This window comes from Methylobacterium tardum (genome assembly GCF_023546765.1).
Classification (GTDB): domain Bacteria; phylum Pseudomonadota; class Alphaproteobacteria; order Rhizobiales; family Beijerinckiaceae; genus Methylobacterium; species Methylobacterium tardum.
Genome location: NZ_CP097484.1, coordinates 3,429,025 through 3,455,379, shown reverse-complemented (window position 1 = coordinate 3,455,379; position 26,355 = coordinate 3,429,025). Strand labels below are relative to the sequence as shown.

20 protein-coding genes and 1 pseudogene are annotated in these 26,355 nt (G+C 67.9%); 13 read left to right on the top strand and 8 right to left on the bottom strand.

Going from position 1 to position 26,355, the window contains the following annotated elements; all coding sequences use genetic code 11:
* Window positions 1–16: 16 nt before the first annotated feature.
* Together M6G65_RS16560 and M6G65_RS16555 are read right to left on the bottom strand one after the other, a co-directional pair.
* Entirely contained in the window at window positions 17–2,011 is a 1,995-nt protein-coding gene (locus M6G65_RS16560) for a L,D-transpeptidase family protein (protein ID WP_238195167.1), read from the bottom strand.
* A gap of 243 nt (window positions 2,012–2,254) precedes the next feature.
* Complete coding sequence (locus M6G65_RS16555; protein WP_250102566.1) at window positions 2,255–3,739, bottom strand: sigma-54-dependent transcriptional regulator; 1,485 nt, start codon at window positions 3,737–3,739, stop codon at window positions 2,255–2,257.
* Window positions 3,740–3,985: 246 nt separating this feature from the next.
* Between M6G65_RS16555 and M6G65_RS16550 the strand changes: the two genes are divergently transcribed.
* The 7 genes from M6G65_RS16550 (at window position 3,986) to recJ (ending at window position 13,017) form a co-directional block, all read left to right on the top strand.
* Window positions 3,986–5,857, top strand: coding sequence for a M3 family oligoendopeptidase (locus tag M6G65_RS16550; RefSeq protein WP_250102565.1), 1,872 nt, complete (start codon window positions 3,986–3,988; stop codon window positions 5,855–5,857).
* A 126-nt stretch (window positions 5,858–5,983) separates the two neighbouring features.
* Window positions 5,984–7,345, top strand: coding sequence for an ABC1 kinase family protein (locus M6G65_RS16545; protein WP_238195170.1), 1,362 nt, complete (start codon window positions 5,984–5,986; stop codon window positions 7,343–7,345).
* A 122-nt stretch (window positions 7,346–7,467) separates the two neighbouring features.
* Window positions 7,468–7,761 carry an aa3-type cytochrome c oxidase subunit IV gene (locus tag M6G65_RS16540; protein ID WP_192707679.1) on the top strand — a complete coding sequence of 98 codons (294 nt, stop codon included), beginning with the start codon at window positions 7,468–7,470 and terminating at the stop codon, window positions 7,759–7,761.
* A 209-nt stretch (window positions 7,762–7,970) separates the two neighbouring features.
* The gene (locus M6G65_RS16535; RefSeq protein ID WP_238195171.1) at window positions 7,971–9,182 is read left to right on the top strand and encodes a Re/Si-specific NAD(P)(+) transhydrogenase subunit alpha; all 1,212 of its coding nucleotides are present in this window, start codon (window positions 7,971–7,973) and stop codon (window positions 9,180–9,182) included.
* A 24-nt stretch (window positions 9,183–9,206) separates the two neighbouring features.
* The gene (locus M6G65_RS16530) at window positions 9,207–9,662 is read left to right on the top strand and encodes a proton-translocating transhydrogenase family protein (protein WP_192707681.1); all 456 of its coding nucleotides are present in this window, start codon (window positions 9,207–9,209) and stop codon (window positions 9,660–9,662) included.
* Window positions 9,663–9,666: 4 nt separating this feature from the next.
* Window positions 9,667–11,064 carry an NAD(P)(+) transhydrogenase (Re/Si-specific) subunit beta gene (locus M6G65_RS16525; protein ID WP_250104193.1) on the top strand — a complete coding sequence of 466 codons (1,398 nt, stop codon included), beginning with the start codon at window positions 9,667–9,669 and terminating at the stop codon, window positions 11,062–11,064.
* Window positions 11,065–11,190: 126 nt separating this feature from the next.
* Window positions 11,191–13,017 carry a single-stranded-DNA-specific exonuclease RecJ gene (recJ, locus tag M6G65_RS16520; RefSeq protein ID WP_238195173.1) on the top strand — a complete coding sequence of 609 codons (1,827 nt, stop codon included), beginning with the start codon at window positions 11,191–11,193 and terminating at the stop codon, window positions 13,015–13,017.
* A gap of 4 nt (window positions 13,018–13,021) precedes the next feature.
* Here the strand turns inward: recJ and M6G65_RS16515 are convergent, their stop codons facing one another.
* The 3 genes from M6G65_RS16515 to M6G65_RS16505 all read right to left on the bottom strand — a co-directional run bounded on the left by M6G65_RS16515 (window position 13,022) and on the right by M6G65_RS16505 (window position 16,177).
* A complete protein-coding gene (locus M6G65_RS16515; protein ID WP_250104192.1) occupies window positions 13,022–13,516 on the bottom strand; it encodes a CAP domain-containing protein in 495 nt (164 codons plus the stop codon).
* A gap of 127 nt (window positions 13,517–13,643) precedes the next feature.
* Window positions 13,644–14,378, bottom strand: a complete 735-nt coding sequence (locus tag M6G65_RS16510) for an HD-GYP domain-containing protein (RefSeq protein ID WP_238195175.1) — start codon at window positions 14,376–14,378, stop codon at window positions 13,644–13,646.
* A gap of 1,106 nt (window positions 14,379–15,484) precedes the next feature.
* The gene (locus tag M6G65_RS16505) at window positions 15,485–16,177 is read right to left on the bottom strand and encodes a GntR family transcriptional regulator (RefSeq protein WP_238195177.1); all 693 of its coding nucleotides are present in this window, start codon (window positions 16,175–16,177) and stop codon (window positions 15,485–15,487) included.
* Between the two features lie 477 nt (window positions 16,178–16,654).
* On the opposite strand from M6G65_RS16505, the gene oxlT reads away from it, so the two are divergent.
* Complete coding sequence (oxlT, locus tag M6G65_RS16500; protein ID WP_250104191.1) at window positions 16,655–17,932, top strand: oxalate/formate MFS antiporter; 1,278 nt, start codon at window positions 16,655–16,657, stop codon at window positions 17,930–17,932.
* Between the two features lie 91 nt (window positions 17,933–18,023).
* Window positions 18,024–18,680 (top strand): class II aldolase/adducin family protein, encoded by a 657-nt coding sequence (locus M6G65_RS16495; RefSeq protein WP_238195179.1) that lies wholly within the window; start codon window positions 18,024–18,026, stop codon window positions 18,678–18,680.
* A 33-nt stretch (window positions 18,681–18,713) separates the two neighbouring features.
* Here the strand turns inward: M6G65_RS16495 and M6G65_RS16490 are convergent, their stop codons facing one another.
* Both M6G65_RS16490 and frc read right to left on the bottom strand, forming a co-directional pair.
* Window positions 18,714–19,646, bottom strand: coding sequence for a methionyl-tRNA formyltransferase (locus M6G65_RS16490; RefSeq protein WP_250104190.1), 933 nt, complete (start codon window positions 19,644–19,646; stop codon window positions 18,714–18,716).
* 177 nt (window positions 19,647–19,823) lie between these two features.
* Window positions 19,824–21,101, bottom strand: coding sequence for a formyl-CoA transferase (gene frc / locus M6G65_RS16485; protein WP_238195181.1), 1,278 nt, complete (start codon window positions 21,099–21,101; stop codon window positions 19,824–19,826).
* A gap of 461 nt (window positions 21,102–21,562) precedes the next feature.
* Here frc and M6G65_RS16480 point away from each other — a divergent pair, with 461 nt between their 5' ends.
* A complete protein-coding gene (locus M6G65_RS16480; protein ID WP_192707692.1) occupies window positions 21,563–21,847 on the top strand; it encodes a hypothetical protein in 285 nt (94 codons plus the stop codon).
* A 6-nt stretch (window positions 21,848–21,853) separates the two neighbouring features.
* Here the strand turns inward: M6G65_RS16480 and M6G65_RS16475 are convergent, their stop codons facing one another.
* Complete coding sequence (locus tag M6G65_RS16475; RefSeq protein ID WP_238195182.1) at window positions 21,854–22,555, bottom strand: hypothetical protein; 702 nt, start codon at window positions 22,553–22,555, stop codon at window positions 21,854–21,856.
* Between the two features lie 408 nt (window positions 22,556–22,963).
* On the opposite strand from M6G65_RS16475, the gene M6G65_RS16470 reads away from it, so the two are divergent.
* The 3 genes and pseudogenes from M6G65_RS16470 to M6G65_RS16460 all read left to right on the top strand — a co-directional run bounded on the left by M6G65_RS16470 (window position 22,964) and on the right by M6G65_RS16460 (window position 26,355).
* A complete protein-coding gene (locus M6G65_RS16470; protein ID WP_238195183.1) occupies window positions 22,964–24,847 on the top strand; it encodes an MHYT domain-containing protein in 1,884 nt (627 codons plus the stop codon).
* Window positions 24,844–25,296, top strand: coding sequence for a response regulator (locus M6G65_RS16465; RefSeq protein WP_192707695.1), 453 nt, complete (start codon window positions 24,844–24,846; stop codon window positions 25,294–25,296). Before M6G65_RS16470 ends, M6G65_RS16465 begins: the two co-directional genes overlap by 4 nt.
* Window positions 25,293–26,355 (top strand): annotated as a pseudogene (locus M6G65_RS16460) (response regulator). Before M6G65_RS16465 ends, M6G65_RS16460 begins: the two are co-directional and overlap by 4 nt.

The following is a 26,355-nucleotide window of genomic DNA, read 5'->3' as shown; positions in this document are numbered from 1 at the left end:
TGCCGAAGACCTTCGGCTACCACCAGCTCCGCGGGGCCGGCTGCTGCGGGGCCGGCGTCCAGAGTCCGGGCTCGCCGAATTCCGGAGCGCTGTCGGCCCGCGCGGCGCGGCGCGACGCACGGCGGGGTACGGTCACCTCTTCGTAGCGGTTGTCCGGCCACTCGTCGGCGACGTGACGGTGCGTCACCCGGCGCTGAACGGTGCGCGCCGGCGCAGATGTCGCCGTACGCTCGGCCTTGCGCCGCGGCGCCTCGTCCGGCAGCCGGGCCATCGCCGGATTCCCGCCACCTGGCAGCCCGAGGGCTGCACGCATCGGCGCGTCGTATCCGTAGAGGTCGGGCAGGGTGCGGTAGGTGCCGCCATCGTCGACATAGGCGGTGAAGTAGGCGAGGTGCACCGGCAGCTTCTCCGGCAGCCGGAGCGTGCGCTCGCCCTTGCCGATCAGCTTCTTCAGCCGCTCCTCGGACCAATCCGGCAGGACCACGTCCGCGAGGCGGAACGGATCGTCCACGCGCACGCATCCGTGGCTGAAGTCGCGCTTGGAGGCCGAGAACAGCGAGCGGTTCGGCGTATCGTGCAGATAGACCGCGTGCTGGTTCGGGAACATGAACTTGATGAAGCCGAGCGCGTTGCGCTCGCCCGGCGGCTGGCGCAGCGAGATGTGGCCGCCATGGCGGACGACCTCGTAGCCGCCCCAGGTCTTGCCGCCGTAGCCGGCGAGCTTCGGCGCCATCGTCTTCAGGATGGACGGCGGCACGTACCAGGACGGGTTGACGACGGCGTATTCCATCAGCCCCGAGAACAGCGGCGTGCGCGATTCCGGCTTACCGACGATGACGCGCGCCTCGTCGCGCAGGGTGCCGCCGCGATAGGCGCGCAGCCGATATTCGGGAATGTTGACCAGGATGTAGTCGGACCCGAGATCGCCCGGCAGCCAGCGCCAGCGCTCCATGTTGACGATCAGCTCGGCCTCGCCGCCCGTCGGGCGCGCCGACCGGCCGGCATCGGCCAGAGCCAGAACGGTCTGGACGTTCAGGACGCCGTTTCCGGGCAGCCCGCGGCCGCGCTGGAACTTGGCGACCGCTTCGGCGACGACGGAATCATAATCCTCCGGCTCGCCGGGGCCGCGGTCGAACGTGCCGGCAGGCCGGGTCTCGAGCCCGAAATGCGCGCGCAGAAGCGGAACGCGCGGATCGCGCATCCCGACGCGAAGGGCCGGGCCGGACGGCAGCCGCAGCGGCCTCACCGCCGCGGGCGCCGGCCCGCGCAGAGAGGCGAGCCGCGTCTTCAGGGCCAGAAAGCCCGGGGTGGCCGGGTTGTAGCTTTGAAGCGTATCGCCGGTCTTCGCGCCGGCATCGGCCAGCTTCGCCAGCACCTCGTTCCCGGCGGGCAGATCGAGCTTCGGAGTGATCAGCCGCGAGATCGACGCGAGATTGATCCGGCCGCCACGCGCGTCGCGGGCGTAGAGGACGGCCGCAGCGGACAAGCGCAGCTCGGCATCCGCCACGGCCTTCTCGTCCGGCTTCTCGGCGAGGTTGGGAACCGTGTAGGCATGCGCGTCGAGCCCGTCCTCGCCGGCGGCCGCGAGCCGTGCCGCGACCGCCTTCGCGGCCTCGGTCCAGGCACCGTCGGCGATCCAGAGCGGCTTGTAGGCGCGCGCCTCGTAGAACGACCGGATCGCGTCGCGATCCTTGGCCGTGAGGCGCAGGAGCAGGGGCGCGTTGTCACCGAAGCGGGCTAGGATTGCGGCACCGAGGGGGTCAGCGGGCGCGACCGGCGCCGCAACCGTCGGAGCTGGCGCGGGCTCGGCGGCGGGCGCGTCCGGCTTGTAATCGGGAAGCGCCGTCGTGACGGGATCCGACGGCGCGGATTGCGCGGGCGACGACGACGGCGGCGTATCGGCGAGCGCCTTGTCGAGCGCGGCCGTTTCAGCACCGAAGGCGCCGGCCGAAGCCAACGTGCCGGTCAAGAGGGCGGCCAGCGCCATGAGGCTGGAGCGCGGGACGCGCATCGTGATCTCCCGGGGTGCGGCGGCAGGGCCGCACGCTCAGATTGTGATTATCCGCGTAAGCGTGGCATTGGGCAACCGCAGTCTTCGTGAATAGAAGTTTGGTCCAGCGGCTGCCGTCGCGACTTCAAGTCTGCACAGCTTTTGATCTGACTTGTTATCGTCCGAGAGCGGTCAGCAGCGTCCAGCTCTCGGAGCGGCAGGGCCGCCCAATACGGGTGGTGCGCTAGCGCACGTACCGCCCGCTCAAGCGGCGTCCTCGGTCTTCTCCCCGTCCTCGAGGCCGAGGTCCTTCAGCTTGCGATAGAGCGTGGACCGACCGATGCCGAGGCGGCGCGACACCTCCGACATCCGCTGACGGTAGAATTGCAGGGCGTAGCGGATGATCTCCGCCTCGAGCACGTCCATCGGCTTCATCTCGCCGGTCTCCTCGGCGACGAGGGACATGGCGTGCGGATCGCGAACCTCGACGCGCACGATCTCGCGGACCGGCTCAGGAACGTAGGCCGGCATCTGCGCCTGAGTGGGGGCCGCCGGAATGCGCACGTCGAAGCCCTCAACCTGCGCGGCGATCTGCGGGAACTCGGCGACCGTCAACTCGTCCCCGTCGGCGAGGACCACGGCGCGGAACAGGGCGTTCTCCAGTTGGCGGACGTTGCCGGGCCAGGGATAGCGGGTGAGCAGTGCCATGGCCTCCGGGCTGATCGCCCGGACCCGCTTCCCCTCCTCGGCGGCGAAGCGCGCGCAGAACGAGCGGACGAGATCGGGAATGTCCTCGCGGCGCGCCCGCAGCGGCGGCAGGGTCATCGGGAAGACGTTGAGGCGGTAATACAGGTCCTCGCGGAACTTCCCCTGCTTCACGAGGTCGAGCAGCGAACGGTTGGTGGCCGAGACGAGGCGGATATCGACCCGCACCGAGCGCTTGCCGCCGACCGGGTCGACCTCGCCCTCCTGTAGGGCGCGCAACAGCTTCACCTGGGCATCGAGCGGAAGCTCGCCGATCTCGTCGAGGAAGAGGGTGCCGCCCGAAGCCTCGGCGAACTTGCCGGCATGCTTCTCGGTGGCGCCCGTGAACGCACCCTTCTCGTGGCCGAAAAGGGTCGATTCCACGAGGTTCTCGGGGATAGCCCCGCAATTGACGGTCACGAACGGCTTGCCGCGCCGGTCGCCGGACCCCTGGATCGCCCGGGCGAGCACTTCCTTGCCGACGCCGGACTCGCCCTCGATGAGCACCGGAATGTTGGATTTCGCGGCCCGCTCGGCGAGGCGGATGACCCGCTCCATGTCGGGGCTCTTGGAGGTCAGGTCCTTGAAGGTGAGCGCGCCGGAGGCGCGACGGCGCATGCGGCGCACCTCCTCCTCCAGGGTGTCGACCCGCAGGGCGTTCTTGATCGAGACCTGCAGCCGCTCGGCGCCGGCCGGCTTGACGACAAAGTCGACGGCGCCGGCCCGCATGGCGGTGACCACCGTGTCGATCGAGCCGTTGGACGTCTGAACGATGACCGGCGTGGCGAGCCCGTTCTTGCGCATCTCCGCCAGCACGCCGAGTCCGTCGAGTTCCGGCATGACCAGGTCGAGGAGCACCACGTCCGCGCCCTCGGATTTCAGCAGCGTGAGAGCTTCCGCGCCCGTCTCGGCGACCCGCGCCTCGAAGCCGAAGCGGCGCACCGCCGCCTCGGCGAGACGCCGCTGGACCGGATCGTCGTCCACGATGAGCACGGTTGTGGACATGGCGGCTCCTGAACGGCGCGGATCGAATGACGCGGCACAGGACTTGTCCCGGCCGCAGGCTCCGATTCGGCGACTGTTTCGTTTCGAGCCGTAAGGTGACCGAGAGACGTAAAGTGGCGCTTAACGACGTTTCCACCGGATCGTCAGGCGCCGTACCGGGCCACGCCAACCGGCCGCGTTGAACGCGTGGCGGCACACTCGATATCAGGGTACGGGGCCGAGCCCCTTTTCAGAGGAACGCGCGACATGATGCCGAGCCACACCGCATCGCCGGTGAACGTCCGACTGCCGGAAGGCGTGAGCGCCGCGCGCGCCGCCGCGAAGGCTGCCGACCTCGGCCATCTCCCGGAATGGGATCTCTCGGATCTCTATGCCGGCCTCGGCGACCCGGAATTCGCCGCGGACATGAGCCGTGCCGAGGAAGAGTGCCGGCGCTTCTCCGAGACCTATGCCGGACGCATCGCGGAGATCGCCTCCGGCGCCGACGCGTCGGCACGCCTCGCCGAGGCGGTCCGCGCCTACGAGGGGATCGAGGATCTTCTCGGCAAGCTGATGTCCTTCGCCGGGCTGGTCTATTCCAGCGACACCACCGACGAGGCGCGGGCGAAGTTCTACGGCGACACGCGCGAGCGGCTGACGAACGCCTCGTCCGACCTGCTGTTCTTCGCCCTGGAGCTGAACCGGGTCGGCGACGCGGCGGTGAATGCCGCGATGGCCGACGGTCCGCTCGCCCGCTACGCGCCCTGGATCGAGGATCTCCGCCGGGAGAAGCCGCACCAGCTCGGCGACCGGACAGAGAAGCTGTTCCTCGAAAAGTCGGTCACGTCGAACGCGGCCTGGGACCGGCTGTTCAACGAGACGATCGCCTCCCTGCGCTTCACCGTGCAGGGCGAGGAGATGCCGCTGGAGCCCACGCTCAACAAGCTCCAGGATTCCGACGGTGCCGTCCGCAAGGAGGCCGCCGGCGCGGTCAGCGACGTGTTGCGCGGCCATCTGCGCGTCTTCACGCTGATCACCAACACGCTGGCAAAGGACAAGGAGATCTCCGACCGCTGGCGCGGCTTCAAGGACGTCGCCGACGCGCGTCACCTCGCCAACCGGGTCGAGCCCGAGGTGGTGGAGGCCCTGGTCGATGCCGTGCGGGCGGCCTATCCGCGCCTGTCGCACCGCTATTACAAGCTGAAGGCGAAGTGGTTCGGGCAGGAGACGCTGCCCTATTGGGACCGCAACGCGCCGCTGCCGAAGGTCGAGCAACGCACGATTCCGTGGTCCGAGGCGCGCGACACGGTGTTGTCGGCCTACGACGCGTTCTCGCCCAAGATGGCGGGCATCGCCCGGCGCTTCTTCGACGAGAGCTGGATCGATGCGCCGACCCGGCCCGGCAAGGCGCCGGGGGCCTTCGCGCACCCGACGGTGCCGTCCGTCCACCCCTACGTGCTCGTGAATTATCAGGGCAAGCCACGGGACGTGATGACCCTGGCCCACGAACTCGGCCACGGTGTCCATCAGGTGCTGGCCGGCCCGAACGGCGCCCTGATGGCGCCGACGCCCCTGACGCTGGCCGAGACCGCGAGCGTGTTCGGCGAGATGCTGACGTTCCGCAAGCTGCTCGGGGCCACCACCGACACGACCCAGCGCCGGGCGATGCTCGCCGCCAAGGTCGAGGACATGATCAACACGGTGGTGCGCCAGATCGCGTTCTACTCGTTCGAACGGAAGGTCCATCTCGCCCGCGCCAAGGGTGAGCTGACCACCGATCAGATCAACGCCCTGTGGCTGTCGGTGCAGGCCGAGTCGCTCGGCCCGGCGATCACGCTGGATGCCGGCTACGAGCCGTTCTGGGCCTACATCCCGCACTTCATCCACTCGCCGTTCTACGTCTACGCCTACGCGTTCGGCGACTGCCTCGTGAACTCGCTCTATGGGGTCTATGCGCAGGCGGAGGAGGGCTTCGTCGAGCGTTACTTCGCGCTGCTCTCGGCGGGTGGCTCGAAGCCCTACGGCGAGTTGCTGGCGCCCTTCGGCCTGGACGCGAAGGATCCGGGGTTCTGGCAGATCGGCCTCGGGATGATCGAGGGGATGATCGCGGAGCTGGAAGGGATGGAAGGGCAGGGCTGACGACCGATCGGCCGGCCTCGCGCGAGGCCGGTCATCGCGGGTCCCCGCGGCGCAGGGACCCACGCCCCTGGCGTCCGAGCGCCCGCGGCATATCTCCCGGTCAGCCGCAGACAAGCAGACCGAGAGATGGCCGAGACCGATCGCGAAGCCAACCGCTTCTCCGCCCGCGCCGGGCGCTACGCCAGCGTGGGCGCCAATGTCGGGGGCGTCGCCGCCCGGATGGCGATGTCCCGGCTGTTCGGCAAGGAGGGCACGACCAACGCCGCAGCCCTGGCCCAGGCGCTCGGCGGCCTGAAGGGGCCGATCATGAAGGTGGCCCAATTGCTGGCCACCGTGCCGGACCTTCTGCCGCCCGAATACGCGGCCGAATTGCAGAAGCTCCAGGCCGACGCGCCGCCCATGGGCGCTGCCTTCGTCCGCCGCCGCATGCAGTCCGAGCTCGGCGCCGGCTGGCAGGCGCGGTTCGGCAGCTTCGACCTGAAGCCGGCGGCCGCGGCCTCGCTCGGCCAAGTCCACCGCGCCACCACCAAGGATGGCGAGCGACTCGCCTGCAAGCTTCAGTACCCGGATATGCAATCGGCCGTGGAGGCCGACCTCAAGCAGCTGGAACTCGCCTTCGCGCTGCATCGGCGGATGAATTCCTGGCTGGACACCCGCGAGATCGCCAAGGAGATCGGTGCGCGCGTCCGAGAGGAACTCGACTACGAGCGCGAGGCGAAGCATGCCGCCCTCTACGGCGCGGTCCTCAAGGACATCGCGGCGGTGCGCGTGCCGAAGATCTACCCGGACCTGTCGACCAAGCGCCTCCTGACGCTCGGCTGGCTCGACGGCGACAAGATCCTCGGCTTTGCGGAGGAACCGGTCGAGATCCGCAACCGCATCGCGCAGGCAATGTTCAAGGCGTGGTGGCACCCGTTCAGCCGCGCCGCGGTGATCCACGGCGATCCGCATCTGGGGAACTACACGGTCTTCTCGGAGGGCGGTGAGGCCGCCGGAATCAATCTCCTGGATTACGGCTGTGTGCGCATCTTCCATCCCCGCTTCGTCGGCGGCGTCGTAGATCTCTACCGCGGCCTTCTGACCGGCGACGAGGCGCGAATCGTCCACGCCTACGAGGTCTGGGGCTTCAAGAACCTCGACCGGGAGAAGATCGAGATCCTGAACATCTGGGCGCGCTTCATCTACGGCCCCCTTCTGGAAGACCGGACCCGGACCGTCGCGGACGGCGTGAAGCCCGGCGAGTACGGCCGGCGTCAGGCCTTCGAGGTGCATCAGGCCCTGAAGGAGCGCGGCCCGGTGACAGTCCCCCAGGAATTCGTGTTCATGGATCGCGCAGCGGTCGGCCTCGGCGCGGTGTTTCTCCACCTACGGTCGGAGCTTAACTACCACCGGTTGTTCGAGGCCGAGATCGAGCACTTCTCGCTGGACACGCTGGCCGAACGCCAGGGCCAGGCGCTGGCCGAGGCGGGGCTTCCGAACCCGGCCTGATACCCGGCGTAGACCCCTCGAGAGAGCGATCAACTTGCGTGCGTCCGATTGCGGCAGGTAAACGCTTGAGCTACATCCCACCGTGACCGCAAGAAGTCGCGTCTTAGGGAAACGAGCGCACGATGGCTGAGAGTGACACGGTGGCCGGGCACACCTACAGCCCGGCGATGGACGCGCGGACGCACGAGCAGACCTATCGCGGCTTCGTCCGCTTCGTCGAGATCGGCACCGGCGTCGTGATCTGCTGGGTGCTGGCGCTGGCCGTCGGCGGGATTCGCGAAGCGTGGCTTCTGGCGATCGTCGGCGTGATTGTCTCGGGTGCGGCGGGCGCGGTCGGCGCCCTGGCCCCGGCCGTGGGCTGGCGTGGACCGCTGGTCGTCGCCATCCTGCTGCTGCTCTACCTCTTCTTCGCCTGAGGCTGCTGGGGCGGTCTCCGGACCGTCCGCCCTCCAACATTCAGCCCGCTCATGGGATCTCTGAGCGGGCGGCCGACGCGTGGTCGTTGATTAGCTTGACCACAAGTTACATTCGGCCAAGTTCCACCATTGCGCCGCAGGTCCGCATCTCGAAAAGCCGCGAGGGTTCGCGCATTCGAAGGGCCGAGCTTATCCAGGGGAATCCTCGCATGCGCATTGCTGTGCTGTCCGAGACGGACTCCGCGGAACCGCGCGTGGCCGCGGTCCCCGAGACCGTCAAGAAGTTCAAGTCTCTCGGAGCCGACGTCGTGGTGCAGTCGGGAGCGGGCCAGAAGGCCGGCATTCTAGACTCCGAGTACGAGGCGGTGGGCGCTGAGGTCGCGGGAAGCGCGGCCGACGCGGCGCGCGACGCCGATCTCGTCCTGAAGGTGCGGCGCCCGAGTGGCGAGGAGCTGCCGCAGCTCAAGCGCGGCGCGACCGTGATCGCGATCATGGATCCCTACGGCAACGAGGCCGCCCTCAAGGCGATGGCCGATGCCGGCGTCGCGGGCTTCGCCATGGAGCTGATGCCGCGGATCACCCGCGCGCAGGTCATGGACGTTCTCTCCTCGCAGGCGAACCTCGCGGGTTACCGCGCGGTGGTCGACGGTGCCGCCGAGTACGGCCGGGCCATGCCGATGATGATGACCGCCGCCGGCACCGTGCCGGCCGCCCGCGTCTTCGTGATGGGTGTCGGCGTCGCCGGGCTGCAGGCCATCGCCACGGCGCGACGCCTCGGCGCCGTCGTGACCGCCACCGACGTGCGCCCCGCCACCAAGGAGCAGGTCGAGTCGCTCGGCGCCAAGTTCGTCGCCGTCGAGGACGACGAGTTCAAGCAGGCTGAGACTGCCGGCGGCTACGCCAAGGAGATGTCGGCCGAGTACCAGAAGAAGCAGGCGGAGCTGGTCAAGGGCCACATCGCCAAGCAGGACATCGTGATCACCACCGCGCTGATCCCGGGTCGGCCGGCGCCGAAGCTGGTCTCCGAGGAGATGGTCGCGTCCATGAAGCCGGGCTCGGTCCTGGTGGATCTCGCGGTCGAGCGCGGCGGCAATGTCGCCGGAGCCAAGGCCGGCGAGGTCGTCACCACGGATCGCGGCGTGAAGATCGTCGGCCACGTCAACGTCCCCGGCCGTCTCGCTGCAACGGCGTCGAGCCTCTACGCGCGCAACCTCTACGCGTTCGCCGAGACCCTGATCGACAAGGAGTCGAAGGCGCTCGCCATCAACTGGGACGACGAGCTGGTGAAGGCCACGAACCTCACCCGAGACGGCTCCGTCGTCCACGCATCCTTCCAGCCCAAGACCGATGGACCGGCCTCGGAGGCCGCGTCCGTGGGGCTCGCAAAGTCGGAGGCCAACAAGGCCTCCGGCGCGCAGTGAAGACCGGTCGAGAGGAGTAGCAGAATGGCAACCGTCATCGTCCCTCCCGATCAGGCAGCCGATCAGGCCCGTGTGCTGGCCGATGCCGCACGGGCCGCTGCCGCGGTCGCCCGCAACGCGGCCGATCAGGCCCAGGTCATCGCCGACGGCATGGGCCACGGGCTCAGCGCCGCCACCGGCGGCGCCGTCGATCCCACGGTCTTCCGGCTGGCGATCTTCGTGCTGGCGATCTTCGTCGGGTATTACGTGGTCTGGTCGGTGACACCGGCGCTCCACACGCCGCTGATGTCGGTCACCAACGCGATCTCCTCGGTGATCATCGTCGGCGCGATCCTCGCGGTCGGCGTTCCGCTCATCGAGAAGGGCACCGGGCTGGCCCGGTTCTTCGGCTTCATCGGCATCGTGCTCGCCAGCGTGAACATCTTCGGGGGCTTCCTCGTCACGCAGCGCATGCTCGGCATGTACAAGAAGAAGGGCTGAGCCGGTGTCTGAGAACGTCTCCTCCCTTCTCTATATCGTCGCCGGCGTCCTGTTCATCATGGCGCTGCGGGGGCTCTCGCACCCCACCACCTCCCGGCAGGGCAACCTGTACGGCATGGTCGGTATGGGGCTGGCCATCCTGACCACGCTGGTCGGCCACCCGCCGGCCGGGATCGGTGCCTGGATCCTGGTGCTCCTCGGCCTCGGCATCGGCGGCGGCGCCGGCGCGGTGATCGCCAAGCGCGTGCCGATGACCGCGATGCCGCAGCTCGTCGCGGCCTTCCACTCGCTCGTCGGTCTCGCGGCGGTGTTCGTGGCAGCCGGTGCGCTCTATGCCCCGCAGGCCTTCGGCATCATCGAGAACGGCCACTTCCACAAGCAGTCGCTGTTCGAGATGGGGCTCGGCGTCGCCATCGGCGCGATCACCTTCACCGGCTCGGTGATCGCGTTCGCCAAGCTCGACGGGCGCATGTCCGGCAAGCCGATCATGCTGCCCCAGCGCCACCTCATCAACGGGTTGCTGGCCGCCGGTCTCGTGCTGCTGCTCGCCCTGTTCATCGGCACCGAGTCGAAGGCGATCTTCTGGCTGATCGTCATCGCCTCGCTGGTGCTCGGCGGCCTGATCATCATCCCGATCGGCGGCGCCGACATGCCGGTGGTCGTGTCGATGCTCAACTCCTACTCGGGCTGGGCCGCGGCCGGCATCGGCTTCACCCTCGGCAATCTCGCGCTGATCATCACCGGCTCGCTGGTCGGCTCGTCGGGCGCGATCCTGTCCTACATCATGTGCCACGCGATGAACCGGTCGTTCATCTCGGTCATCCTGGGCGGGTTCGGCGGCGATACCGCCGTGGCCGGATCCGGTCAGGTCGAGACGCGCCCGGTCAAGCAGGGCTCGGCCGATGACGCGGCCTACATCATGAAGAACGCCGAGCGCGTCATCATCGTCCCGGGCTACGGCATGGCGGTCGCCCAGGCGCAGCACTCGCTCCGCGAGATGGCCGACATGCTGAAGAAGGAGGGCGTCGACGTGAAGTACGCCATCCACCCGGTGGCGGGCCGCATGCCGGGTCACATGAACGTGCTGCTCGCCGAGGCGAACGTGCCCTACGACGAGGTGTTCGAGCTCGAGGACATCAACGGTGAGTTCCCGCAGGCGGACGTCGCCTTCGTGATCGGCGCCAACGACGTCACCAATCCGGCCGCCAAGACCGACAAGGCGTCGCCGATCTACGGCATGCCGATCCTGGACGTGGAGAAGGCCAAGACCGTGCTGTTCATCAAGCGCGGTATGGGCTCGGGCTACGCGGGTGTCGAGAACGAGGTGTTCTTCCGCGACAACACCATGATGCTGTTCGGCGACGCCAAGAAGGTCGCCGACAGCATCCTGAAATCCTTCTGATCGTTCAACCCTCGGGTGTGCGGCAGGGGCGGGCAGAGATGCCCGCCCTTTGTCGTTTCGGCCCCCGCTTGGTTTGGCTGCGCTGTTGCGGCGACGCCCGCGCGTCCGCGACCGACGCGGTGTAGGATGACGCCCGTGTCCTGCGCCCCGCTCCTCGCCGAACAGCCTGCCTTCCTGGGTGTGGCCGCCTCCGTGACCGGACGGCGGTGGCAGGAGCGCTGCGGCGGCGCGGCCATCCAGAACCACATCGCCAAGATGGTGCAGGCCCACGGGCTGCCCGAGCTGCTGGCCCGCGTCCTCGCCAGCCGCGGCGTGATACCGGAGGAATCCGCTCGTCACCTCGCACCGCGGCTCCGGGACCTGATGCCGGATCCCGACACGCTGCTCGACATGGATGCGGCGGTGCGTCGGCTCGTCCGCGCCGTGCGGCGGAACGAGACCGTGGCGATCTTCGGCGACTACGACGTTGACGGAGCTGCCAGCGCCGCTCTGCTGGCGGGCTATCTGCGCGGCCTCGGCCTGAAAGCACCCATCCACATCCCGGACCGGATCACCGAGGGTTACGGGCCCAACGTGGCGGCGATCACCGCTTTGGCAGCGGAGGGCGCGACCCTGCTCGTCTGCGTCGATTGCGGAACGAGCGGACACGGACCGCTGGAGGAAGCCGAGAAGTCGGGGCTCGACGTCATCGTCCTCGATCACCACGCCGCCTCGGAGGTCCTGCCGCCGGCGCGTGCGGTCGTGAACCCGAATCGACTCGACGACCTCTCCGGTCTCGGCCACCTGTGCGCCGCCGGGATCGTCTTTCTGACGCTCGTCGCCCTCAACCGCGCCCTGCGGCAGGAGGGGTTTTTCGGGCCGACCCGGCCCGAGCCCGTCCTTACCGATGCCCTCGACCTCGTGGCGCTGGCCACCGTTGCCGACGTGGTGCCGCTCACCGGCCTCAACCGCGCCTTCGTGACACAAGGTCTGACGGTGATGCGTCATCGCAGCCGGACGGGGTTGGCCGCGCTCCTCGACGCGGCCTCGTTGATCGAACCGCCGGAATCCTGGCATCTCGGCTTCGTGCTGGGGCCGAGGATCAATGCCGGCGGCCGCATCGGCAATTCGGGGCTCGGCGCCCGGCTTCTGACCACGGCCGACCCGGTCGAGGCCGCACGGATCGCCGCCGAACTCGACCGGCTGAACCGCGAGCGGCAAGCCATCGAGGCGCAGGCCGTCATGGAGGCAGAGGCCGAAATGGAGCGCGCGCTAAGCCTTGATCCGGCACGCGCCGTTCTGGTCACGGCGAGTGCCGAGTGGCACCCGGGCGTCGTCGGGCTGATCGCGTCGCGGCTGAAGGAGCGCTTCAACCGACCGGCCTTCGCGTTCGCGATTCGCCCGGATGGCAGCGCCACGGGTTCAGGCCGTTCGATCCCCGGGGCCGATCTCGGCCTCGCGGTTCGGGCCTGCGTGGAGGCGGGGCTCGCCAGCAAGGGCGGCGGCCATGCCATGGCGGCCGGCGTGACGGTGCGCGCCGACGATATTCCGCGCTTCGAGGCGCATCTGACAACGCTGCTCGGGGCGAGCGTTGCCGTCGCGCGCGCGGCCGATGCCCTGCTGATCGATGGCGGCCTCAGTGCAGGGGGTGCGACCGCGGAGACTGTCCGGTTGATTCAGCGTGCAGGACCGTTCGGCCAGGGTGCGCCGGAGCCCGTCTTCGCGCTCGGACGGCATCGGCTGGTCGATGCCGGGGTCGTGGGATCAAGCCACGTCCGGGCACGCCTGCGCAGCCGCGATGGGCAGGCCGTCGGGGCGATCTGCTTCCGGGCCGCCGAGCGACCGCTCGGCCTCGCGCTGCTGAACGGGATCGGCCGCGAGATGCACGTGGCGGGAACCCTGTCGTGCGATCGCTGGCGCGGCGCCGAGCGGGCGCAGCTCCGGATCGTCGATCTCGCGCCGGCCGATCCGTAGCGCGTCAGGCGCCTGCCATCACGAGGGCCCAGAACCGCTTGTAGCGGGTGCCCGGCGCGTCGACCCGTGCGATTCCGATCCGCCGGATCTGTGGGAGCAGCATGTTCTTGTTGTGCTCGGGGCTGGCCTTCCACCGGGCGAGCACCTGGTCGAGGGTCTCGGATCCGGCGCTCAGGTTCTCGGCGGCCCAAGACTTCGCCAAGCCTGCCGATGCCATGCGTGAGGTGAAGCTGCCACCGATCTCGTGGCTGAGCTGCCCATGGCGCGCATTGTTGCCGGCCTGGAACGCCGCAGCCTTCACCAGTGCGGGATCCACCACCACGGGGCTCAGCCCGTGCTGGAGGCGATAGGCCGAGATGGCCGCCGCAGCCGACACCTCGCCGAGGATCGCCGGCTGGGTCGCGTTCTCGACAGTCGGCTCGGGCGCGAACGAGAGGCCGCCGCAGCCCGTCAGCGTCAACAGCAGGGTCAGGGCGAGGGCGGGATTCAGTTTCGTCACGGTTGGACTGGCGCGTTGGAGAGGTCTGCGCGCCTCACTCCGGCCCGGTTGCGGCGAAAGCGCGGCGGCGGACGAGACGGGAATTTCCGGCGCGCGATCGTGGCCGCCGTGCCACGCCGGCAGGTCCTTACGCGGCCAGGGCGGCGCTTCCCAGCATCGCGGGCGCGAAGGCGCGCAGCAGCGCGGTATCGAGGTGGCCGCTGCTGTCCGTCATGATGGCCAAGGCCTCCGCGGCGCTGGCAGGCTGCCGGTAGGTCCGCCGTTCCGTCAGCGCCGAGTACACGTCGCAGATCGTCACGATGCGGACGAGGTCCGATATCGCGGGGCCGGACAGCCGATCCGGATAGCCCTTGCCGTCAAGCCGCTCGTGATGATGGCGGACCACGTCGATCACCGCATCCTCGAAGCCGCCCTGCGCCAGCAGCAGATCGGCGCCGATATCGGGATGTCGCTGCATCAAGCGAAGCTCTTCAGGATTGAGCGGGCCCGGCTTGTTCAGGATCTCGATGGGAATGCGCGACTTGCCGATATCATGCAGGAGTGCCGAACTCACCAGCCGCGCGAGATCTGCGCGTCCGAGCCCGATCTGCGCGCCGAACGTCGCGGCGTGACCAGCGACACCGAGGGTGTGCTGGTAGACGCCGATATCGTGGCGCCAGACTTCGGCAAGCCAAGCCGCGATGCCCACTTCCGAGACGGCCGCCAGCACCAATTCAGTACCGCGGTCGATGTCGGCCCGCTGGAACCGCGCGCCGAGGGCAGCGCTGTCGAACAGTTCGGCCACGAGTGCGGTCGCCTGCGAGACGTGCTCGGCGAGCCGTCGCTCCCGCACCTGCGCCGAGCGCGTCGCCTCCTCGATCATCGCGAACGCGTTCGCCAGAACGACCTGACGGGCTGCGACCGCGGGCAGCTGGCGGATCTGCGGAGCTGCGGGCGCCGGCTCCCCGCGGACGAGCATCAGGCGCGGTATTCGCGGCCCGGGATAGCTGAGGGCGGGCTCGATCCGCGCGACTTGCGCGGGAGGCAGATCCAGAATGATCAGGTGAGGCCGCTCGTGCGGGACGGCGGCGCCGGGCGATATGGCCCAGCAATCCATCACCAAGGCGATCGCCCGCTCCAGCCCCACTCGCTCGGTCGGCCGATCCGAGATCAGCAGGACGAACGGGGTCACAGAGAATCGCGGTAGGGGGCCGACGGCCAACACGGTCGCTCCCTCGCCCGCATGGTCAACGATGTGTTGACCTTAGCGGGAAGCTTTGAGGAAAGCGTTAACCCTACGCAGTCAGCAGCGCGACGGCGTCGGTTTAAATGCGTCTCAGGCGAGCTTCGCCTTGCAGACTTCGCGCGCGGGGCCGACGGCCGAACGATCAGCATCGGGAGCCGAGCTCAGGAAGTCCGCGTACTTTACGGCCAGCAGGGCAGGCAAGCCGCGAACGCGGCGAACAGAACGAGGAAGCTGACGGTCATAGCACTCTCCGAAACGACGTCATCGCGTCATATGCTGCGATGCGATAAGTGCCATGCCCGGCCCTTGTCTGGTATGCCAGATATCGAATACCGCGCATGCTCACCATGCATGCAGGTCAGATTGCTGGCCGTTTTCTCGAGCAATGTGCCCCACGCATGCGCTCGGATCGGCCCAACCGATCAAAGATACCGCTCGATCGCGCACAAGCGAATATTGCAGTGCAGTCGGCGACGGTATCGGAGTCACAGTGTCGAAGGGACTGACCACGCCGCCGGAGGCACGTCGGAGGCAAACCTACGGGCATGGCACAGCACTGCCATCACCAACGGCTTCGACACCGGCGAGAAGCACTTTCCCGACCGCCGGCTGATCCGATTTACCGAACTGATTCGATTGCCTCGAGCCGGCATATCGCGTCGGGATTCAGCCGTCGCATCAGAGCTGAGGTCTGCGACGCGCCGGAGAGTTTGTGCCGCGCGACGGGTCGCGGCGACCCGATCCTAGTCGAGGTAATCGCCGTAGGTGTCGACGTGATGCGCCAAGCCGAGGCCGTGCTCGCGCACGAGACGCTCGGCGAGATCGGCATCCCGGGCTTCGAGCGCGGCGATGATGGCGACGTGTTCCCGGATCGACCGCTCCGCCCGGTCACCCTGCCGCAATGCCGTGCTGCGGATGCCGCGGACATGCATCAGAAGATTACTGGTGAGATCCGCGATGGCGTCGCAATGGCCCAGGGCAATGATGCGCTGGTGGAAACGGATGTTGGCATCCGAGTATTCGTCGATGTGCTCGGCCGGCTGCCCTTCGTAGAATTCCGGGAAGGATTCCCGCAGCGAGCGGAGCTGCGCGTCGGTCGCCCGCGTACAGGCGAGACGCGCCGCCATGCTCTCCAACGCCGTCCACGCGTGGATCATGCTGACGATCTCGCGCTTGTTCTTTTTGATGACGAAGACGCCGCGCCGTGCCTCCGAGCGGACGAAGCCCTCCTGTTCGAGGACCGTCAGCGCCTCGCGCACCGGAGTCCGGCTGACGCCGAGATCCTGCGACAGCTTCCGCTCATCGAGCCGCACCTCGTCCGGACGCCCGTAGATGTCCATGTTGGTGATGGCACTCTTCAGCGCCTCATAGGCCAAGGTCCGGAGACTGGAGCTGGCGACGATCGGCTTCACGCTCAACGGTTCGGAGTTCGACATCCCTCGTCCAGTCAACTCACAGATATGATTTCCCGCACGCATTCTCTGTCGTGCGCTCTCATCGGACCTAACTCAAACCTTAGCCAGATCCTAGTCAATTGCGGCTTGGTCCCACAGACCTGTGACGAGAGCCGCCATCCTTGATCGCGCAGCAGTCCGGATGCGTACGGCTGGACCGCCGTTAAACGGCACGTTCGGGATGCCGAACTTAATCCATCGCCTCAATCCGGTATTTTTCTGCATGTTCGATTGACAGTCAGGGATGATATCAGCACCATCTTTCTGGCATACCGTCGACCACACGGCTCCGAATGCTATCGTCGATGACGTGTGCTGGAGGCAATGCGAACAAATTTGCCTGCGGGCCAAGAATTTTCCAAGAACGACGGACGGTTTGTTCTGCCATGACGCGCTGAGGCAGGGCATAAAACCGTACAGCGCATAAGGCATAAAGAATACTGCCTAGGAGGGAAGCGTATGTCCGAGATCCACAAACCGGTGGGGCGCGGCCGATGGCTGCAACTCGCCTTCGGCGTCGTCTGCATGTGCATGATTGCCAACATGCAGTACGGCTGGACCTTCTTCGTGAACCCGATGCAGGAGCGGCACGGCTGGGATCGCGCCGCGATCCAGGTCGCCTTCACCCTTTTCGTTGTCACCGAGACCTGGCTGGTTCCGATCGAGGGCTGGTTCGCCGATAAGTACGGCCCGCGGATCGTCACCCTGTTCGGCGGCCTGCTCTGCGGCATCGCCTGGGTGATCAACTCCTACGCAGAATCGCTCACGGTGCTCTACATCGCGGCCGCGATCGGCGGCACCGGCGCCGGCGCCGTCTATGGCACCTGCGTGGGCAACTCCCTGAAGTGGTTCCCGGACCGCCGCGGTCTCGCCGCCGGTATCACCGCAATGGGCTTCGGCGCGGGCTCTGCGCTCACCGTCGTGCCGATCCAGGCGATGATCAAGTCACAGGGTTACGAGGCCGCGTTCTTCTACTTCGGCATCGGCCAGGGCGTCATCGTGATGCTGATCGCCCTGTTCCTGATCGCGCCGGCCAAGGGACAGGTCCCGGAGGTTGCGCGGGTCAGCCAGTCGAAGCGGGACTACAAGCCCGCCGAGATGGTCCGGACGCCGATCTTCTGGGTCATGTACGCCATGTTCGTCATGATGGCCGCCGGCGGTCTCATGGCGACCGCACAGCTCGGCCCGATCGCCAAGGACTTCAAGATCGCCGACGTCCCGGTCTCGCTCCTCGGCATCACGCTGCCGGCGCTGACCTTCGCGGCGACGCTGGACCGGGTGCTCAACGGCGTCACGCGGCCGTTCTTCGGCTGGGTGTCCGATCATATCGGCCGCGAGAACACGATGTTCCTGTCGTTCGCGATCGAGGGCCTCGGCATCTACGCGCTGAGCCAGTTCGGCCAGAACCCGATCGCCTTCGTGCTGCTGACCGGCCTCGTGTTCTTCGCCTGGGGTGAGATCTACTCGCTGTTCCCGGCGACCTGCGGCGACACCTTCGGGTCGAAATACGCGGCGACCAATGCCGGTCTGCTCTACACCGCCAAGGGAACCGCGGCTCTGATCGTGCCCTACACCAGCGTGCTGACGACCATGACCGGCAGTTGGCACACGGTGTTCCTGGTCGCGGCGGGGCTGAACATTCTGGCGGCCCTGCTCGCGCTCTTCGTCCTGAAGCCGATGCGCGCGGCCTACACCAAGAAGCCCGAGGCCGGCCTCGCGCCAGTCCTGGCTCAGTAGCCGCCACCCGCAGCACCCGAAACAGCCCGGCGCCGTCTTTACGGCGCCGGGCTTCGTGCATACCCGGGATCGGGGAAACCGGAGACCGGGCATGGATACCGACGAGCGCATCGCGCGGGACAGCGTCGTCGCGGCGGCGCGCGACCTCGACGTGCAGGGGCTGAACCGCGGGACGTCGGGGAACGTCTCGGTCCGCTTCCGTGACGGCCTGCTCATCACGCCGTCGGGCTTACCGACCGCCCGCATGCGTCCCGAAGATATCGTCCCGATGGGATTAGACGGCACGCACCCGCCGGACCAGAAACCATCCTCGGAGTGGCGCTTCCACCGGGACATCCTGGCCCATCGGCCGGAGATCGGCGCGGTGGTCCACGCCCACCCCGTCTACTGCACGGCCTTCGCGATGTGCGGCCGGGACATTCCGGCGGTGCACTACATGATCGCGGCCTTCGGCGGGCCCACCGTCCGCTGCGCGCCCTACGCGGCCTACGGCACGGCGGAACTGTCCGAGCTCGCCCTCGCGGCTCTGGTCGACCGCAACGTCTGCCTTCTGGCGAACCACGGCATGATCGCGGCCGGCGCGAGCCTGGAGAAAGCGCTCTGGCTCGCCGTCGAGCTGGAGACCCTGTGCCACCAATACGCTGTCGCGCTCCAGGTCGGCGCACCGGTGATCCTGTCGGACCACGAGATCCACGCGACGGTAAAGCGCTTCCGCGGCTACGGGTTGAACGCGCCCGCGCGGGCCTGACGTCCGGCGGAAGGCGCGCCCAGCCGGCCCGTCCTATCGGCCCAGCACCTGCCCCGCGGCGAGCCCAATCTCCTTGGCGTACTCGGCGGCCGACACCTTTTTGCCGCCCTCCGGCTTGACCTTGCGGACTTCGATCCGGCCGCCCTGCGCGCAGACGCTGAATCCGTTCTCGCCGATGCCGATGACCTCGCCGGGCTTGCCCTTCACGTCGGAGAGGCGGCGGGTCGGGTGCAGGCAGGAATCGAAGATCTGAAGCTTCTTGCCGTCGAGGGTCGTCCAGGCGCCGGGCGCCGGGTTCGCGGCACGGATCAGGTTGTAGATCTGCTCGGCATGAGCGCCCCAGCGGATCTCGGCCTCGGCAGCGCGGAACCACCCCTCGTAGCTCGCCGCATCTTCGTCCTGGTCAACCTCGATGTGCTGCCCGGCGACGACCAGATCGGCCGCCTCGAGCATGGCGTCGACCCCCATCGGGAACAGGTTCTCGAAGTAGACGTCGCCCAGGGTCGCGTCGGCGCCGATCGGGCAGGTCTTCTGTAGGATCACCGGTCCTTCATCGAGGCCGTCGGTGGGACGAAAGATCGTGAGGCCGGTCTGCAATTCGCCGCGGGCGATCGGCCAGTTGATCGAGGACGGGCCGCGGTAACGCGGCAGCAGGCTCGGGTGGTACTGGATCGTGCCGTGCGTCGGGATGTTGACGAAGCTCTGCGGAGCGAACTGCAGCACGTAGGCCATGATGCCGATATCGGCGTTCAGGCCGCGCATGGCCGCCTCCGCCTCCGGGCTCTTCAGGCTCGGGAACTGGAAGACCTGGAGCCCCTTCTCCTGCGCTGCCGTCTTCAGCACGTCCGGCTTCGCGCCGGGCTTCTCCGGCGCGCAGAACACGCCCGCCACGTCATCGCCCCGCTTCAGGAACGCCTCGAGGACGGCTTTTCCGAAATCCTGCTGACCGATGAAGGCGATGCGCATGCGATATCCTGGGCTTGATCCGGATCCCTCGCGGTCCGGAACGGATATTCTAGGGCGCAGATCCAGCCATCGCTTGCCCGCACCCGCTCACGTGATCGCTGAATCAATACGCCCGGGACGGTTCGTCACCGTCCCGGGCTATTTCGTTCCGGATACCGACCAGGGGTCGGGCGACGCTTACTCGGCGGCGATCTTCTGGATCGCGCCGATCGCGCCCGAATTGGCGATCTCGCCGACCTCGGCCTCCGTATAGCCGAGCACGCTGCGCAGGATCTCGTCGGTGTGCTCACCCAGCAGCGGCGAGCGCACCACTTCGCTCGGGCTCGCCGACAGCTTGATGGGGTTGCCGACCGTCAGGTACTTGCCGCGAGTCGGGTGATCGACCTCGACGATCGTGCCCGTCTTCCGCAGGGCCTCATCCTCGGCGATCTCCTTCATCGACAGGATCGGTCCGCACGGGATGTCGTACTTGTTGAGGGTGTCCATCGCCTCGAACTTGGACATCTTCATTGTCCACGCCTCGATCCGCGTGAAGATCTCGTTGAGATGCGGCAGACGGCCCTTCGGGGTGGCGTAGTTCGGGTCGGTCTTCCAGTCGGGCTCACCGATGATGTCGCAGATCGGCTCCCAGACCGCCGCCTGGGTGATGACGTAGATGTAGGCGTTCGGATCCTGCTCCCAGCCCTTGCAGCGCAGGATGCGGCCCGGCTGGCCACCGCCGGAATCGTTGCCCGCGCGCGGGGTCGCCTCGCCGAACGGAATGCCCTCGCCGAACTGGCTGTATTCCCGGAGCGGGCCGTGCGCGAGGCGCTGCTGGTCGCGCAGCTTCACGCGGCACAGGTTGAGCACGCCGTCCTGCATGGCGCAGTCGACCTTCTGGCCGAGGCCGCTCTGCGTCCGGTGATAGAGGGCGGTGACGATCCCGAGCGCGAGGTGCAGGCCGGTGCCGGAATCGCCGATCTGGGCGCCGGTCACCATCGGGATGCCATCGCGGAAGCCGGTTGTGGAGGCCGAGCCGCCGGCGCATTGCGCGACGTTCTCGTAGACCTTGCAATCCTCATAGCGGCCGGGCCCGAAGCCCTTCACCGACGCCAGGATCATACGCGGGTTCGCCTCGTGGATCTTCTCCCAGGTCAGGCCCATGCGGGCGAGTGCGCCGGGCGCGAAGTTCTCGACCAGGACGTCGCATTCCTTGATGAGGCGCCAGAGCACCTCCTTGCCCTTCGGGTTCTTCGAATCCAGCGTGATCGAACGCTTGTTGTGGTTCAGCATCGTGAAATAGAGGCTGTCCACATCCGGAATATCCTGAAGCTGCTGGCGCGTGGCGTCGCCGACGCCCGGCCGCTCGACCTTGATGACGTCGGCGCCGAACCAGGCCAGAAGCTGCGTGCAGGTCGGGCCGGATTGAACGTGCGTGAAGTCCAGGATGCGGACGCCTTCGAGGGCCTTGGTCATGATCGGTCTCGGAGTTGGAGGCGGTCTTCGGGATGTGGGGAGGCGGCTCAAGCCGCTTGAGTAGCCGGTGCGATTCCCATGCGAGTTCGCGACGTGGGGCGCGCAACGCCGGGTCCGGCGCTTTCCATCCTTCGACGGATCATATCTGCACTCCCTCCCACCACGCGGTTTCGTCGTATCGCGATACCGTCATTCGGACCCAGGGTGACGAGTCCGGCGATTTGTATACCACATGCCATTGTGTGGAGGCGAGTACCCATTGTGGGCGTAGCGCGTCCGCGATCCCGGCCGACCGTAAGCTGACAATCGGGATGGCTCAACACACGTCTCCGCGTCGCCCCGCCTGCGGGCCGATGCGGATGAAAGGCCCTTGGCTTTCGTGCGGGGCCGGTCCATGATTTCGCCAAAATTGCCCGCCTGCGCGGCGAGCAGAACGATGCAACGCTGAACGAGGGACGCCCATGCTCGCCAGCACCAGCCTGATCAAGTCCTCCTGGATTGCCGTGGATGTCGGTCATGACCGGGCCGAACGTGTGCTGGTGGTCGAGACATACATCGCGGTGAGTCCGCTCGAGCCGAACTTCGACGCGGCACAATACGAGCGTGTTCTCGCCTGCGTGCAGAACGTGTTGAAGACACACCCGGAGATCGATCGCGCCTCGATCCTGAGCATGCACCGCGGATCCGGCTGCACCGCTCTGTTCCGGAACCCGCCCGCCTCGGCCAAGCAGCCGGCGGCGGCCTGAGCCGCGTCAGGCGGGATCCGCCTGCGGATCGTTCTGCGATTCGGGCGGGTCTAGCGCGACGCGGGCCGCGTGGAACCACCAGAGCGGGATGTCGCGGTTCGCCTTGACGAGTTCCGACGCCCAGCCCTCCTTGGGCATCACCTCGGCTCGGTCCGCAAAAAGACGCAACGCGCTCTCGGCGCGCTCCCTGCGGCACCGCTCATGGATCGCCGCCCGCTCGGCCGCGGCCCGCGCGTCGGTCTGCTCGATAAGCCGGCGGGTGGCGAGGTCGTCCGCGTCGAACGCGAAGCGCTGCCAGAACGCTTCCGCCTCCCGTGCCACGTCGCGTTCGCGTCGTGCCAGGGCGAGCGCCTCCTCTGACGCAGCCCTGGCCGCCTCCGCCATCTCGGCACGGAGCAGCATCCGGTTATTGGCCTCCAGCAGTTCCCGCTCACGATCCGGGGCCATCCGCTGGCGGCGGAGCACCCGCAACTCCTCCTCGTTGGCCGATCTGCCGGCAGCCGTGGTGAGCAGATCCGCCAGGGGACCGGCGGCCAGGGCTTCAGCCCGCTGCAGATAGCGTGCACGCAAGCCCGGATGCGCCGCGTCGAGCGCATCATCGTCCCAGGACGGGCGTTCGGCGCTTTCGCTCCGATCAAAATCGTACAGAGCGCGCGCGAGGGAGATGCGCAGCGGGTCGGGCAGCGGTGTCGCGGCGTGTTCGTTCATGAACCTGCATTCGCGATGAGCGATCAACGAAGCCTACAACGCGCCGGCGCGATCGAAGAGACCGGCACGGCGCGACAAACCTGTATTTTTTCTTCGTGCAGCCCCGCGTCCGCTTCCGACGGGATCAAGGCGCACGAACGAAAACGCGTTCCGTCGGTTCAATCGTCCCGCCCTGCGAAAAGGGCCACCGGCAGACCCACAGCAGGTCTATGGCGCTGCGATCAAGCTGGGTTTTGCTCTCGCCGGTCCCGTGCTGCCGTCTTGTCCGCCCGCGGCGAGGGCGATCGGAAAACGGCTGCCATGCCCGCTCACTATTCAGAAGATTTGGCTGTCTCCCAAAGACGATAGCGCGGCCCCGCGACACAGGATACATCGTGAAGCGCGGTCTTCGAGTGCCGATGAATCCACATGGTCCACACCGGCTACAATCCGGCGCTCGTCGCTCTGTCGATCGGCATCTCGATCTTCGCCTCCTACACCGCCCTGGATCTGGGTGCCCGCATCCGGGGACCGGTTCCGGGCGCGCAGTGGCCCTGGATCGCGGGGGCGGCCCTGGCCATGGGCGGCGGCATCTGGTCGATGCACTTCGTCGGGATGCTGGCCTTCGAGATGGGCCTGCCGGCCGCCTACGATATCGGCCTGACGCTTCTCTCCCTGCTCATCGCCGTCGCGTTCACCGGCGGGGCGTTCCTGTGGGTGGCCTACCAGGGGGAGGGGCTCGCGGGTCTGCTCATCGCCGGCCCGCTGATGGGGCTCGGCGTCGCCGCCATGCACTACACCGGCATGGCGGCGCTCCAGATCCCAGGACGTCTCGCCTACAGCGCAGCGGTGGTGGCCCTCTCGGTGGCAATCGCCGTCACCGCCGCGACGGCTGCGCTGTGGCTCGCGTTCCGCCAGCACGGAGTCTGGCAGAAGCTTGCCGCCGCCAGCATCATGGGCCTCGCCGTGGCCGGCATGCATTACACCGGCATGGCGGCGGCCACGATCACAGCGTCGGAGGCCGGCGCCCACGCGGCCCATGCCGGGCTGGTTCCCCAGCGGCAGGAGAATCTGGCCCTCTACGTGGCGGGCGCGACCTTCCTCATCCTGTTCCTGGCGATGCTGGCCTCGTCCATCGACCAGCAGCGCGTTCAGCGCGAGTTGCTGGCGAGCGAGGCGCGCTTCCGCGCCGCCGTCCAGGCCGTCCGCGGCGTGCTCTGGACCAACGATGCCACGGGCCGGATGCTCGGTGACCAGCCGGGCTGGAGCGCGATCACGGGTCAGGCCCGTGGGGCGTACCAGGGTTTCGGATGGGCCGACGCGGTCCATCCCGACGACCGGCAGGAATCCGTCGATCGCTGGAACGAGACGGTCCGCGCGCGGCGCACCTTCGTTCACGAGCATCGGGTTCGCTGCCACGATGGCACGTGGCGGCATTTCGCGATCCGCGCTGTCCCGGTGCTCGACGACCGGGGCGAGGTTCGGGAATGGGTCGGCGTTCACACCGACATCACCGAGCAGCGCCAAGCCGAAGCCGACCTGCGGGAATCGAACGAGGAAATCCAGCGCTACGCCTACATCGTCAGCCACGATTTGCGGTCGCCGCTCGTCAACGTGATGGGCTTCACCAGCGAGTTGGAGGCGACGCGGGTCGAGATCCGGGCTGCCCTCGGCGGCCACCCGCAGGCTGAGCGGATCGACGCGGATTTCGGCGAGGCGCTGGGCTTCATCAAGGCTGCCGTGAACCGGATGGAAGGGCTCATCGCCGCGATCCTGAAGCTGTCGCGGGAGGGCCGGCGCCAGTTCATGCCGGAACCGCTCGACATGACCGCCCTGCTTCGGAGTGTCGTGGACGCGCAGCGGCATCAAGTGGAAGCGGCCGGCGCGACCGTGACGATCGCGGACGATCTGCCCTCGATCGTCGCCGACCGGCTCGCGGTGGAGCAGATCTTCGGCAATCTCCTCGACAACGCGATCAAGTACCTCGACCCGGCCCGCCCGGGACGGGTGACCGTCACCGCCCGGCCCGCCGGCGCACGCGGCGTCTGCTTCTCGGTGACCGACAATGGTCGGGGCATCGCCGAGCGCGACCACGGGCGTGTCTTCGAACTGTTCCGGCGGTCGGGCGCCCAGGACCGTCCCGGGGAGGGGATCGGCCTCGCTCACGTCAAGGCGCTGATCCGGTCGTTCGGCGGCCGCATCGACATCACCTCGAAACTCGGGGAGGGCACGACGTTCAACGTGACCTTGCCGCACGGTGCGTCTACAGCGGTTTTCGAAGACCGTGAGCCGGCGCCCCTCGCCGCCGAATGAGCGTGGAGCGAGCCGTGCATCCCGTCAGCATCGTGATGATCGAAGACGACGAGGGTCACGCGCGCCTGATCGAGCGGAATATCCGGCGGGCGGGCGTGAACAACGAGATCGTGCCGTTTCAGAACGGCACGTCCGCCCTCGAGTACCTGTTCGGGCCGGACGGGTCCGGACTGGCGAGTGCCCGGCGTCACCTTCTGATCCTGCTCGACCTCAACCTGCCGGACATGACCGGGCTCGACATCCTGGAGAAGGTCAAGGCGAACCCGCATACGCGACGCTCACCCGTGGTGGTGCTCACCACCACCGACGACAGCCAGGAGATCCAACGCTGCTACGACCTGGGGGCGAACGTCTACATCACCAAGCCGGTGAACTACGACGGATTCGCCAACGCAATCCGGCAGCTGGGCCTGTTCTTCTCGGTCATGGAGGTCCCCGCGAACCCATGAGCGCGGAGACGACCGGCGCGGATCGCACCGCCGCGGCGGCGCGCATCCTCTACATCGACGACGATCCTGGCCTCGGCCGCTTGGTCAAGCGCTCGCTGGAGGCGCGCGGCTACGCGGTGGAGCTCTGCGCGAGCGGAGCCGAGGGCCTCGCGCGCCTCGCCCAGGGCGGGGTCGACGCCGTGGCGCTGGACCATTACATGCCGGGCCAGACCGGGCTCGACCTCCTGCCGGAGATCCGCAGCCTGCCGCAGGCCCGCCGGTCATCTACGTGACCGGCTCCGAGGACAGTCGCGTCGCGGTGGCCGCACTCAAGGCGGGTGCCGTCGACTACGTCTGGAAGGACATCCAGGGCCAGTTCCGCGAACTCCTCGGCGAGGCCGTCGCGACGGCCTTGCGACAGGAAGCCTTGCGGCGGGACAAGGAGCGCGCGGAAGCCGAGATGCGCGAGGCCCGGGACAGGGCCGAGTTGCTGCTGCGCGAGGTCAACCATCGGGTAGCGAATTCCCTGGCGCTGGTGGCGGCACTCGCGCACATGCAGCGCAATGCCGTGACCGACCCGGCTGCCAAGGCCGCCCTCGACGAGATGCAGGCGCGGATCTCGGCCATCGCTGGGATTCACCGCCGCCTCTACACATCGGAGGACGTGGAGTCGGTTGAGCTGGACGCCTATCTGGCGAGTCTCGTCGAGGAATTGCAGGCGGCAATGCGGGCGAGCGGGCGCGATCATGCGATCCGTCTGCGGGCGGCGCCGGTGCGGCTCTCGACCGACAAGGCGGTCTCGGTCGGCGTCGTCGTGACAGAACTCGTGACCAACGCTTACAAGTACGCCTACCCACCGGGCAGCTCGGGGGAGATCCGGGTCGCGGTCGACCGGGACGCTGCCGACACCGTCTCCCTCGCCGTGGAAGATGACGGCATCGGCTGGACGGGGAGGGCGAGATCCAGGGTACCGGACTCGGCTCGCGCATCGTGCGCGCCATGGCGACGAACCTGCGCTCGGCGCTGTCCTATGTTCCCGGATCGCCCGGCACCCGCGCCGTACTGGTATTCCAAGCCTGA